We start from the raw sequence: 12,033 nt of genomic DNA on the forward strand, positions 1-12,033 counted from the left end.
ACCATGGCTCCATGCGGTATGTCGTTACCGGCGGTACCGGGTTTATTGGTCGCCGCGTCGTAGCTCGCCTGTTGGACACTCGGCCCGACGCCGAAGTGTGGATTCTGGTCCGGCGCCAGTCGCTGGAACGCTTCGAACGCCTCGCCGCGCAGTGGGGTGAACGCGCCAAACCGCTGGTCGGCGAACTGCCGGAGCTGTCGCTGACCGACGAGCGGCTGGCCGAGCTGGGCCGGGTCGACCATCTGGTGCATTGCGCGGCGATCTACGACATCACGGCCGGAGAAGCCGAACAGCGGGCCGCCAATGTCGAGGGCACCCGCGCCGTGATCGAGCTGGCGCGACGCCTGGGCGCGACGCTGCATCACGTGTCGTCGATCGCGGTGGCGGGAGACTTCCCCGGCGAGTACACCGAAGACGACTTCGACGTCGGCCAGCAACTGCCCACCCCGTATCACCAGACGAAGTTCGAAGCCGAATTGCTGGTGCGCTCCACCCCCGGGTTGCGCCATCGCATCTACCGTCCCGCCGTCGTGGTCGGCGACTCACGCACCGGCGAGATGGACAAGATCGACGGCCCGTACTACTTCTTCGGCGTGCTGGCCAAGCTGGCCATCTTGCCGTCGTTGACCCCGATCCTGCTGCCCGACACCGGGCGCACCAACATCGTCCCGGTCGACTACGTCGTCGACGCACTCGTCGCACTGATGCACGCCGACGGCTGCGATGGGCGGACGTTCCACCTGACCTCGCCGAAAACCATTGGGCTGCGCGGTATCTACCGCGGGGTCGCCAAGACGGCCGGACTGCCGCCGCTGCGCGGCTCATTGCCCCGCTCGGTGGCCGCACCGGTACTCAAGGCCACCGGACGCGTCAAACGGGTGCGCAACATGGCGGCCACCCAGCTCGGGATTCCGGCCGAGGTGCTGGACCTGGTCGACCTGATCCCGACTTTCGTCAGCGATACGACGCAAAACGCGTTGCACGGCAACGGAATTGAGGTTCCCGAGTTCGCCAGTTACGCGCCCAAGCTGTGGCGGTACTGGGCCGAGCATCTCGATCCCGATCGGGCCCGCCGCGACGCTCCGCACGGCCCGCTGCAGGGCCGGCACGTGATCATCACCGGCGCATCCAGCGGCATCGGACGGGCGTCGGCGATCGCGGTCGCGGAGCGGGGCGCCACGGTGTTCGCGCTGGCTCGCAACGGCTCCGCGCTCGACGAGCTGGTCGCCGAGATCCGCGCGAACGGCGGTCGGGCCCATGCCTTTACCTGCGATGTCACCGATTCGGTGTCGGTCGAGCACACCATCAAAGACATCCTGGGCCGCTTCGGTCATGTCGACTACCTGGTGAACAACGCCGGCCGTTCGATTCGCCGTTCGGTGGTCAATTCCACCGACCGGCTGCACGACTACGAGCGGGTGATGGCGGTCAACTACTTCGGCGCGGTCCGGATGGTGCTGGCGCTGCTGCCGCATTGGCGGGAGCGCCGCTTCGGTCACGTGGTCAACGTCTCCAGCGCGGGTGTGCTGGCCCGCAATCCCAAGTACAGCTCGTATCTGCCGACCAAGGCCGCGCTGGATGCGTTCTCCGACGTGGTCGCCTCGGAGACGTTGTCCGACCACATCACGTTCACCAATATCCATATGCCGCTGGTCAAGACGCCGATGATCGTGCCGTCGCAGCGGCTCAACCCGGTGTCGCCGATCAGCCCCGAACGGGCGGCGGCGATGGTGGTGCGCGGACTGGTCGAGAAGCCGGCCCGCATCGACACCCCGCTGGGCACCCTGGCCGAGGCCGGCAACTACCTGTTGCCCAGGACCTCGCGGCGAATTCTGCACCAGGTCTATCTGGGTTACCCCGATTCCGCTGCCGCGCTGGGAGTTTCGCCGGTCGACAGCGACACAAAGGGTGACCGCGTCCCGGTGCCTACCCTGGTTCAAAGACGGCCCAAACGCCCGGCGCGTGCCGTTGGCCGCATCGGGGTCCCCCGACCGGTCCGCAAGGCGATCCGCCTGGTGCCCGGGGTTCATTGGTGACCGAATCCTCGCCGGTGTTCGCCGATGTCGACACCGGCGTCGATGACGCGCTGGCCTTGATATACCTGCTGGCCAGCCCGGACGCCGATCTGGTCGGCATCGCCTCGACCGGAGGAAACGTTGGCGTACAACAGGTGTGCGCCAACAATTTGGGCCTGCTCGAGCTGTGCGGAGCCACTGGTGTCCCGGTGTCCAAGGGTGCCGACGAAACGTTGACCGGCCCACTGCGAACCCCCTCGAAAGTCCATGGCCCGCGGGGCCTGGGGTATGCCGACGTGCCGCCGAGCGACGCGGCGCTGACCGAGTACGACTCGGCGACGGCCTGGGTGCGCGCGGCCCGGGCGTTCCCCGGCGAGCTGATCGGCGTGGCCACCGGCCCGCTGACCAATCTGGCGCTGGCGCTGCGCGCCGAGCCCGCATTGCCAACCCTGTTGCGCCGGCTGGTCATCATGGGCGGCTCTTATGACCACATCGGCAACACCACCGCCGTGGCGGAATGGAACATCAGCGTGGACCCGGAGGCGGCCGCCGAGGTGTTCGCGGCTTGGTCCGACGAAAGCCTTGGGCCGCAGCGGCTTCCGATCCTGTGTGGCCTGGATCTGACCCGCAACGTCGCGATCACACCGGAAGTCCTGGCGAGATTGGCGGATGCCGCGGGATCGACGTCGACAATGATGAGCGTGAACGACCAACGAGGCACCCGATCGACCGCGTCCAACCCGGTGATCCGGCTGATCGAAGACGCGATGCGGTTCTACCTCGAGGGCTACTACGACAACGGGCACGGATATCTGGCGCATCTGCACGATCCGTTGGCCGCGGCGGTCGCGCTGGACCCCGAACTCATTGCGACCCGTTCCGGCCGGGTGGATGTCGAGCTCGCCGGCACCCTGACCCGCGGCATGACGGTGACCGACTGGCGCCGAGAACCCAACGCACGCATCGGCGTCGGCGTCGACCCGTCGGCATTCTTCGACCGGTTCATCGAACGCGTGGGGCCGTTCGCGCACCGGCTCGCTCCGTAACGGGGCGTGGGCCGCAACTTTACGTTGACAGAACCCGGCCAGCAAAGATGGAATAGTTGGGTATCTGCGCGGGGTTGCGTTAGTCAACACCGGGAGGACCTTCGCGATGACAGAGCTGGTTACAGGGAAGGCGCTACCAAATGTAGTGGTCACCGGCATCGCCATGACGACCGCATTAGCGACCGACGCCGAGAACACCTGGAAGTTGTTGCTGGACAGCCAGAGCGGCATCCGCACCCTGGAGGACTCGTTTATCGAGCACTACGACCTGCCGGTCCGCATCGGCGGGCACCTGCTGGAGGATTTCGACCACGGCCTGACCCGCGCCGAGCGGCACCGGATGGGCTGGCTACAGAAGATGACCGCGATCTTGAGCCGCCGGGTGTGGGAGAACGCCGGCTCGCCCGAGGTCGACCGCAACCGATTGCTGGTGTCCGTGGGCACCGGCCTGGGCTCGGCCGAGCAGATCGTGTTCAGCTACGACGACATGCGCGCCCGCGGCATCCAGGCAGTTTCTCCGCTGGCGGTGGCGAAGTACATGCCCAACGGCCCCGCCGCGGCGATTGGGCTGGAACGCCACGCCGGGGCCGGGGTGCTCACGCCGGTGTCGGCGTGCGCGTCCGGTTCCGAGGGCATCGCGCAGGCCTGGCGCAATATCGTCCTCGGCGAGGCGGACATCGCCATTTGCGGCGGCGTCGAGGTCAAGATCGAAGCGGTGGCGATCGCGGCGTTTGCCCAGATGCGCATCGTGATGTCGACCCGCAACGATGACCCGCCCGGGGCGTGCCGCCCGTTCGACCGGGACCGGACCGGCTTTGTGTTCGGCGAGGCCGGTGGGCTGATGGTCATCGAGACCGAGGAGCACGCCAAGGCCCGGGGCGCCAACATCCTGGCCCGGATCATGGGCGCCAGCATCACTTCGGACGGCTTCCACATGGTGGCACCGGACCCCAACGGCGCACGGGCCGGACATGCGATGACCCGCGCGATTCAGCTGGCGGGGCTCACGCCGGGCGACATCGACCACGTCAATGCGCACGCCACCGGCACCCAGGTCGGTGACCTCGCCGAGGGCAAGGCCATCAACAACGCACTGGGCAGCAATAACCCGGCCGTGTACGCGCCGAAGGCCGCGCTGGGCCACTCGGTGGGTGCGGTCGGTGCGGTGGAGTCGATCCTGACCGTGCTGGCGCTGCGGGATCAGGTGATCCCGCCGACCCTGAACCTGGAAAACCTCGATCCCGAGATCGACTTGGACGTGGTGTCGGGCGAGCCGCGGCCCGGCGACTACCGGTACGCGATCAACAACTCGTTCGGATTCGGCGGCCACAACGTCGCCGTGGCTTTCGGCCGCTACTGACACCCCCTTACTCGTAGCTCCCTTCGAGGTACCACCGCCGCTGGCGATAGCACAGCAGAAACGCACGCTCGCTTTCCAGCAACACCTGGGCGCGGGCGGTGCGGCCCGCCGATCGGTCCGGATCCCACCACCGCTCGTCAACCGGCCACGGTCCGGCCCACCAGCGCAACGGGTCGTCCTGGCCGCGGGCGACCAGGCGCGCCGGGTCGGCGGAGAACATTCCCCGACTGGTCACTCGTATCGAATTACCTTGGGCATCAAGCAATTCCACCGGGTCGTCAAGCAATACCGCCGGCGACGGATCCGGCAACCGGCCGGGCCACGGCAACCCCGGGTCGGCGTGCGGCACCGGCTCGTCGCCCAGCGGTGTCAGCGTGATGCGTTCGGCCGGTCCGCGACCTCCGGACAGCACCGGCACCCGCACCGCCTCCGGGCCGAGCAGGCCCTGCACCCGCACCAGCGCCCGCCTCGCCCGCAGCCTGTCCTCTTCACCGAGGCCGCCCCATAACGGCAGCTGCAGCGCCTCGGCGGACACCACCTCGACCGCCTGCAGCCGCAGCAATGTCACCGGCGCCGTCGGGCGGGGGTTGCGGGCGGTCCGGTTGCTCAACCACCCGTCCAGTTGCCAGCGCACCCGATCGGCGGTGGCGTCCTCGGTCAACGGCTCAGCGCACCGCCATACCCGGTTCAGTTCTTCGCCGTTGGCGGTGACGGCGTGAATGGAAAGCCGAGTGCATCCCACTCCGGCGGACATCAGCATCTGGTGCAGCGTGCCGGCCAGCGAGCGGCCGGCGAATGCCGCGGCGTCGACCCGGTCGATCGGCGGATCGCAGTCCAGCACGGCCTCGAGTTCGCCCGGCGGTTCCCGCCCGGACGGTCCCCGCTCGGGTTCGCCGCGGGCGAACCGGTGCGCGCTGCGCCCGTCGGCGCCGAACCTGGAAGCCACGTCGGTCGCCGATAGCGCGGCGAACTGGCCGATGGTGCGAATCCCCAACCGCCACAACAGATCCGTGAGTTCCTCTCGTCCCGGACCGGACAGGCTCGGCTCGGTGGCCAGCTGCCGGATCGACAGCACCGCCAGAAATTTCGCATCGCCCCCGGGCTCGACGACACGACCCGCACGGGCGGCGAAGACCGCGGTGGACAGCTGGTCGGCGATCCCGACCTGACACTCGGCGCCGGCCGCGGCCACCGCGTCGATCAGCCGTTCGGCGGCGTGGGCTTCAGACCCGAAATAGCGGGCCGCTCCGCGCACGGGCAACACCAGGAGGCCGGGCCGCAGCACCTCGGCGCGGGGAACGAGATCGTCGACCGCCGCAATCACCCCTTCGAAAAAGCGGGCGTCGCGGTCGGCGTCGGCGGTGGCGACGTGCAGTTGCGGGCAACGGGCCGCCGCCTCCCGGCGTCGCAACCCTCGCCGCACTCCGGCCGCACGCGCGGCCGACGAGCAGGCGATCACCCGGTTGGCCAGAGTGACCGCGATCGGGGTCGTCATGGATCGGTCGGCCGCTGCCGCCGCCGCGACCGCGGGCCAGTCCATGCACCAAATGGCCAGCACCCGGGAAGACATCCGAACTCACCCGGTGCGCGTTCGGCCGATCACCCGTCTCCCCGCACACACCCCGCTGACCTGCAGCCGCACTCCGCTGATTCGCCCGAATCCGCAGACCGGGGTGTCCCGATTACCCGCCGTGATCTCGTAGCCGCAGACCCGGGCCGCAAGCCGCGTCGGCGCCCCCTGCCAGTCGCCGTCGGTGACCAGCAGGGTGCAGCCTTTGAGGCGGGCGCGAGCCACCACCGCCCGCGCCCGGGTCAGCGGCACCCGGCGCCCGCCCAGACCGAGCACCACCAGATCCATCCCGTCGATGAGCACCGCGGCCACTTCCACCGGATCGGTCCCGGGATCCGGTATCACCGCGAGCCGGCTCAGATCCGCCCCCATCTCCACCGCGGCCAGCAGGCCGATATCCGGTTGACCGACGATGGCCACGTTTCCCCCGGCCGCCGTCACCGCGGCGACCATGCTCAGCAGCAGTGACCGCGCTCCGGACAGCACCGCCACCGATCCCCGGGGCAACTGTGCGGGCAGCGCCTCGGCCAGCCACTGCGGGACCGGCAGTTGGGATTCCGATTCCGGCAGTAGGTCGTCGGGGCGGGCGGCTGGCCTCCCGGGCGATTTCCCGGACAACACCGCCATCTGCCGGCGTAGCGATTCGAGCTGTTCCGCACGATCCTGGTCGGAGGCGACAGCCGCCGTCATATAGCCTCCTACCAGCAGTTCCGCATTGGTTTTCGAAAGTATGTTCGAAGTAAACACCCATCCTCCGACAACCGTCAAGAAACGGGAGAGGCTGCTTATGCAATCGGTGCTGCTGTGGCTCCTGGTGCTGTTTTGTGGCGCCATCGTGACGCCCGCACCGGCTCGAAGCGAGGTCGGCAACTGCCAACCGGCCGAGTTCTTCCTCGCCGACAACGCCGATCCCCTGTTCGAGCCGCAGGCCGACGTGACGATCGCGCTCAACGGCGCAATGGTCACGGGATCGACGCCACTCGACGGGGTGTACTGGTCCGACGCGCAGCAGCGGATCACCGTTGAGCGGTCGCGCGAATTCCATCTGTGCGGCGCCGACGAGCCCACCCTGCACGTTGCCGCCGAGGCACTGCGCCGTCAGTTCGACCAGGAATCGGTGCTGTTCTTCGACTACCTACCGCAGCACGCGGCGCAGCAGAACGCGATCATCATCACCGTGCCGGATGTCGACGTCGAGCGCCTCGGCACCGCGCTGGCGGCCGATGTTGCGGCCCGCACCCGGCTGCGCGGCGGGTCGGTCACCGCGACCGACCGCACCCTGATCCTGGTCGCCGGAAACGACGATCGCGATGTGGCCCGCCGGCTCGTCACCGAGGCCGGCGGCAACTGGCAAGCGGCCGGAATTGCTTACGGCAGAAGCGAATTCGTGGAGTAGCCGAAGCTATTCCCACTCGATGGTGCCGGGCGGCTTGCTGGTGATGTCCAGCACCACGCGGTTGACCTCGCGGACCTCGTTGGTGATCCGGGTCGAGATGCGTTCCAGCACCTCGTAGGGCACCCGGGTCCAGTCGGCGGTCATGGCGTCCTCGCTGGACACCGGTCGCAGCACGATCGGGTGCCCGTAGGTGCGGCCGTCACCCTGCACGCCGACCGAACGCACGTCGCCCAGCAACACCACCGGGCACTGCCAGATCAGGTTGTCGAGGCCCGCGGAGGTCAGCTCCTCGCGGGCGATCGAGTCGGCACGCCGCAGCGTGTCCAGCCGCTTGGCGGTGACCTCACCGACGATCCGGATGCCCAGCCCCGGGCCCGGAAATGGCTGGCGCGCAACGATATCCTCCGGCAGCCCCAGTTCCCGCCCGACAGCGCGCACCTCGTCCTTGAACAGCAATCGCAGCGGCTCGACGAGCTTGAACTTCAGGTCGTCGGGCAGACCGCCGACGTTGTGGTGACTCTTGATGTTGGCGGTCCCGCTGCCGCCGCCGGACTCCACCACGTCCGGATACAGCGTGCCCTGCACCAGAAAGTCGACGCCGGATCCGTCCTCGCCCACGATATCTCGCACCGCGCCCTCGAAGGCCCGGATGAACTGACGGCCGATGATCTTGCGCTTGCCCTCGGGGTTGGTCACGCCCGCCAGCGCCTCGAGGAAGGTATCGGCCGCGTCGACCGTGACCAGGTTGGCGCCGGTGGCGGCGACGAAATCGCGCTGCACCTGCGCGCGCTCACCGGCGCGCAACAGCCCATGGTCGACGAAGACACAGGTCAGCCGGTCTCCGATGGCACGCTGCACCAGCGCCGCGGCCACCGCGGAATCCACCCCGCCGGACAGCCCGCAGATCGCATGGCCGTCGCCGATCTGGGCCCGCACCTGTTCGGTCAGCGCCTCGGCGATGTTGGCGGGCGTCCATTCCGCGCCGAGGCCGGCGAAGTCGTGCAGAAACCGGCTGAGCACCTGCTGGCCGTGCGGGCTGTGCATCACCTCGGGGTGGTACTGCACGCCGGCCAGGCGCCGGGCCCGGTTCTCGAAGCCGGCCACCGCCGCACCCGCGCTGCTGGCCACCACGTCGAACCCCTCGGGCGCCGCCGTGACCGCGTCTCCATGACTCATCCAGACCGGCTGCGCCGCGGGCAGGCCCGAATGCAATTCGCCGCCAAGGACTTTCAGCTCGGTGCGACCGTACTCGCTGGTGCCGGTATGGGCGACGGTCCCGCCCAGTGCCTGCGCCATCGCCTGAAACCCGTAGCAGATACCGAACACCGGCACGCCGAGGTCGAACACCGCCGGGTCCAGTTGCGGGGCGCCTTCGGTGTACACGCTGGCCGGCCCGCCGGAGAGCACCAGCGCCACCGGATCCTTGGCTTTGATCTCGTCGATCGAGGCGGTGTGCGGGATGACCTCCGAAAAGACCCGCGCTTCCCGGACGCGACGGGCGATCAACTGCGCATACTGTGCGCCGAAATCGACCACCAGGACCGGTCGGGTCGCGGGTCCAACTTCGCCGGGATCGGGGTCGAGGTCAGCAGGTTCAGCCACGGCCATGAGTCTAGTGGGGGCCGGCGACCGTCCTCATTCGTTGGATCAGTGCTCGGTCGCGGCGTGGATCACCGCGTCGACCACGCGCCGGATCCGGACCGCGGCGTGATCGGGATCGGGTTGGCCGGCGTCGAGCCAAGCGATCACGGCGTCGATCGTCATGGTCGGCAGTAATCGCGCCGCCCAACTCCGCCATCGGTCGTCGGCCACCTCGGCAAGGTGGCGGCGGGTGATCTCGGTCGAGCTCTCGCTGATCGAATCGATCATGTCGCGAAACTCCGGCTCGCGAACGGCATAACGGAACAGCAGCCGAAAGGCGTCCGGATCGGCCGCAGCCGCGCGGATCAGCGCGGGGATGCTGGCGTCGTCGAAGTCGTCGGTGCCGGTGGCTTCGCGCAGGCGGGTGTGACCGCTCTCGATGACGGCCCGGTAGAGCTCGGCCTTCGAAGCGAAATGCCGGTACAGAATCACCGGCGTGACACCGGCTTCGGTGGCGATGGCATCGAGCCCCGTGTCGGCAAAGCCGCCGCGGGCGAACGCACGAGTGGCGGCATCGACGATCTGTTCGCGCCGCTGGGCGCGGGGCATTCGCGGAGTCGACTCGGATCGCACGGCCGTCATCTCTACCCCTCTTGTATAGGCATGAGTGTACAAGTACAGTTGTATAAGTTATTCTATACATGAGGCGGCGCCGATGCATCGAGTGCGCACACCCGTAGGCCACGAGGCCTGGCTGGTCACCGACTACGCGCAGGTGCGACACCTGCTCGACGACGATCGCCTCGGTCGTTCCCATCGCGAACCCGACAAGGCGGCGCGAACCGGGGAATCGGCACTGTTCGGAGGTCCGCTGGGCAACTTCGACACCGAAGACGCCGACCACGCCCGGACGCGAAAACTACTGCAGCCGCATTTCTCACCCAAGCACCTTCGGGCGCTCAAACCACGGGTGGAATCCCTCACCGCCGAGCTGGTGAACGAGCTCGCAGCACAGGGCCCCCCGGCCGATTTGCACGCACAATTGGCGTTGCCGTTGCCGATCCTGGTGATCTGCGAGCTTCTCGGCGTGCCCTATTCCGACCGAGCCCAATTCCGCGCCTGGGCAGACGATGCCGGCAACGTGCGCGACCACGCCCGCTCCGAGCGCGGGCTGGCCAACCTGTTCGAATACGGCCGCGAATTGGTCGCGCGCAAGCGCGCCCATCCCGGCGACGACGTGATATCACGGCTGTCCGCGACCGACGGCGTCTCCGACGAGGAGGCCGCCACGATGTCCATGTTCCTGTTGTTCGCCGGACACGAGACCACCGTGGTCCACATCGGCCTCGGGGCATTGCTGCTGTTGACGCATCACGGTCAATGGCAAGCACTTCTGGAAAACCCGGCGCTGATCCCCAACGCCGTCGAGGAGCTGTTGCGGGCGGCGACATCGGGGGGTGGCGCGGGTGGCATTCCTCGCTATGCGCGCACCGACTTCGTCATCGACGACGCCACCATTCACACCGGAGACTTGGTCCTGCTGGACATTGCGGCGGCCAACCACGACCCCGTGGCGTTCACTCGTCCAGAGGCTGTCGACATCGCCCGCAACGAAGCCACCCATGTTGCGTTCGGATATGGCGGACGCTATTGCATCGGAGCCCCACTGGCCCGCGTCGAACTGAATTCCGTTTTTGCTCAACTAATTCCACGATTCCCGTCCATGCGCCTGACGGTCGATCCCGCAACATTGCCCACCCGCCGCGACGTGCTGGCCGGCGGGCTCGTCACGCTGCCGGTGTCGTGGTGAGGCCTGGCCTTCGCCCGCGTCAGATCAGGTAGGCCGGTTGCGCAATGCCGAATCGGTTGCCGGCGTAACCCTTCAGGGCCGCCGGGCTGAAGTAGGCGTGCTGGCTGACGGTGTGCAGATCCCGGAAGCAGCGTTGCAGGGGGTGACTGGCGTGCACCGCGCCCGCACCGGTCAAGTCGAACGTCGTATCGACCACTTGCCGTGCCACGCGCATCGCCTGTTGAGCGGCAAGCCGGAAGCCGGCGCGCTGCTCCAGCGATGGTGGGTCACCGGCGCGGGCGGTTTCCCACAGCGCACCGGCCTGATCGAGCACGAAGGCCCGCGCAGACCTCAAACCGGCTTCGGCACTCGCGAACTCGACCTGGGCAACAGGATCCTTTGCGAGCGGCTCGGACGCCATGGCACGCACCGTCGTCGTCGCGAGGTCGGTGAATTCGTCGAGTGCGCGTCGCGCGATCCCGAGCGGGACACCGACCATGCCGATCCCGGCGAGCGTGAAGAACGGAATTCTCCACAACGGCCCGTCTTGCCGGGCCGAATGGAAGAACGGGCTGATGGTGTGTTCTTCGGGAACTTTGAGACCCCGGGCGGCCACGTCGTTGCTGCCGGTGCCGCGCAGCCCCAGGACGTCCCAATTGTCGACGATCTCGGTGTTGGCGCGCGGGAAGAACGCGAGACGCTGGTCGGGTCCCTGATTGGGGATCATGCGCGGCTGATCGCCATCGAAGACGAACATCCCGCCCAGTATCCACTCGGCATGGCGGCAACCGCTGGCGAACGGCCACCTCCCGTCGACGTCGAAGCGGCCGGCACCATCCGGGACCGCACGCCCGGTGGGCGCGAATATCGTGGCCGATAAAAAGTCGGCGTCCGCACCGAACAGTGCTGTGGCGACGGCGGGTTCGAGCCAGGCGGCAAACGCCGGTGCGCCGCCGCCGATGGCCGCGACCCAGCCGGTGGAACCGTCGGCACGCGCCAGCTCCTCGATCATCTGGATGTTCTCGGCCGGGGCCATTTCGAATCCGCCGAGCGAGCGCGGTTGTGACGCGCGGAAGATGCCGGCCGTGCGCAGGCGCTCGACCAGATCGAAGGGCAGCGTCCCGAGCGCCTCGGCCTCATCGGCGCGCCGCGTGAGCTCGGGCGCCAGGGCGCGCGCTACCGCGATGGAATCGTCACCGTTCGACAAGCTGACGGCGGGGCATGTTGCACTTGTCATGTCACTTTCCTACTTTTGATGCAGTAACCAGTATTCAAT

Annotated in this window: 10 protein-coding genes; 5 read left to right on the forward strand and 5 right to left on the reverse strand. The window is 68.1% G+C overall.

What is annotated here, in order from left to right; genetic code table 11:
* Window positions 1-11: 11 nt before the first annotated feature.
* From LMQ14_RS22430 to kasB, 3 genes are all read left to right on the forward strand, one after another.
* Complete coding sequence (locus LMQ14_RS22430; protein ID WP_267731762.1) at window positions 12-2,036, forward strand: SDR family oxidoreductase; 2,025 nt, start codon at window positions 12-14, stop codon at window positions 2,034-2,036.
* Complete coding sequence (locus LMQ14_RS22435) at window positions 2,033-3,061, forward strand: nucleoside hydrolase (protein WP_267731763.1); 1,029 nt, start codon at window positions 2,033-2,035, stop codon at window positions 3,059-3,061. The genes LMQ14_RS22430 and LMQ14_RS22435 overlap by 4 nt, the downstream gene beginning before the upstream one ends.
* Before the next feature lie 106 nt (window positions 3,062-3,167).
* On the forward strand, window positions 3,168-4,421 hold the full coding sequence (kasB, locus tag LMQ14_RS22440) for a 3-oxoacyl-ACP synthase KasB (protein WP_267731764.1): 1,254 nt from the start codon (window positions 3,168-3,170) through the stop codon (window positions 4,419-4,421).
* Window positions 4,422-4,428: 7 nt separating this feature from the next.
* Here kasB and LMQ14_RS22445 read toward each other — a convergent pair whose 3' ends face one another.
* Together LMQ14_RS22445 and LMQ14_RS22450 are read right to left on the reverse strand one after the other, a co-directional pair.
* On the reverse strand, window positions 4,429-5,991 hold the full coding sequence (locus LMQ14_RS22445; RefSeq protein ID WP_267731765.1) for a DNA polymerase Y family protein: 1,563 nt from the start codon (window positions 5,989-5,991) through the stop codon (window positions 4,429-4,431).
* Window positions 5,992-5,997: 6 nt separating this feature from the next.
* Window positions 5,998-6,681, reverse strand: a complete 684-nt coding sequence (locus LMQ14_RS22450) for a hypothetical protein (RefSeq protein WP_267731766.1) — start codon at window positions 6,679-6,681, stop codon at window positions 5,998-6,000.
* Between the two features lie 97 nt (window positions 6,682-6,778).
* On the opposite strand from LMQ14_RS22450, the gene LMQ14_RS22455 reads away from it, so the two are divergent.
* A complete protein-coding gene (locus tag LMQ14_RS22455; protein WP_267731767.1) occupies window positions 6,779-7,387 on the forward strand; it encodes a hypothetical protein in 609 nt (202 codons plus the stop codon).
* Between the two features lie 6 nt (window positions 7,388-7,393).
* On the opposite strand, the gene guaA is transcribed toward LMQ14_RS22455, so the two are convergent.
* Window positions 7,394-8,989, reverse strand: coding sequence for a glutamine-hydrolyzing GMP synthase (gene guaA / locus LMQ14_RS22460; RefSeq protein WP_267731768.1), 1,596 nt, complete (start codon window positions 8,987-8,989; stop codon window positions 7,394-7,396).
* A gap of 45 nt (window positions 8,990-9,034) precedes the next feature.
* Entirely contained in the window at window positions 9,035-9,610 is a 576-nt protein-coding gene (locus LMQ14_RS22465) for a TetR/AcrR family transcriptional regulator (RefSeq protein WP_267731769.1), read from the reverse strand.
* A gap of 73 nt (window positions 9,611-9,683) precedes the next feature.
* Between LMQ14_RS22465 and LMQ14_RS22470 the strand changes: the two genes are divergently transcribed.
* Window positions 9,684-10,778 carry a cytochrome P450 gene (locus tag LMQ14_RS22470; protein WP_267731770.1) on the forward strand — a complete coding sequence of 365 codons (1,095 nt, stop codon included), beginning with the start codon at window positions 9,684-9,686 and terminating at the stop codon, window positions 10,776-10,778.
* 19 nt (window positions 10,779-10,797) lie between these two features.
* On the opposite strand, the gene LMQ14_RS22475 is transcribed toward LMQ14_RS22470, so the two are convergent.
* Complete coding sequence (locus LMQ14_RS22475; RefSeq protein ID WP_267731771.1) at window positions 10,798-11,994, reverse strand: acyl-CoA dehydrogenase family protein; 1,197 nt, start codon at window positions 11,992-11,994, stop codon at window positions 10,798-10,800.
* Window positions 11,995-12,033: the final 39 nt, after the last annotated feature.

Origin of the sequence: Mycobacterium sp. Aquia_213, assembly GCF_026625985.1 — a bacterium.
Taxonomy (GTDB): domain Bacteria; phylum Actinomycetota; class Actinomycetes; order Mycobacteriales; family Mycobacteriaceae; genus Mycobacterium.

Coding starts and splice junctions, on each gene's coding strand:
- LMQ14_RS22430 (WP_267731762.1), top strand. CDS start 12: ATGCGGTATGTCGTTACCGGCGGTACCGGGTTTATTGGTCGCCGCGTC.
- kasB (WP_267731764.1), top strand. CDS start 3,168: ATGACAGAGCTGGTTACAGGGAAGGCGCTACCAAATGTAGTGGTCACC.
- LMQ14_RS22445 (WP_267731765.1), bottom strand. CDS start 5,991: ATGTCTTCCCGGGTGCTGGCCATTTGGTGCATGGACTGGCCCGCGGTC.
- LMQ14_RS22450 (WP_267731766.1), bottom strand. CDS start 6,681: ATGACGGCGGCTGTCGCCTCCGACCAGGATCGTGCGGAACAGCTCGAA.
- LMQ14_RS22455 (WP_267731767.1), top strand. CDS start 6,779: ATGCAATCGGTGCTGCTGTGGCTCCTGGTGCTGTTTTGTGGCGCCATC.
- LMQ14_RS22465 (WP_267731769.1), bottom strand. CDS start 9,610: ATGACGGCCGTGCGATCCGAGTCGACTCCGCGAATGCCCCGCGCCCAG.
- LMQ14_RS22470 (WP_267731770.1), top strand. CDS start 9,684: ATGCATCGAGTGCGCACACCCGTAGGCCACGAGGCCTGGCTGGTCACC.
- LMQ14_RS22475 (WP_267731771.1), bottom strand. CDS start 11,994: ATGACAAGTGCAACATGCCCCGCCGTCAGCTTGTCGAACGGTGACGAT.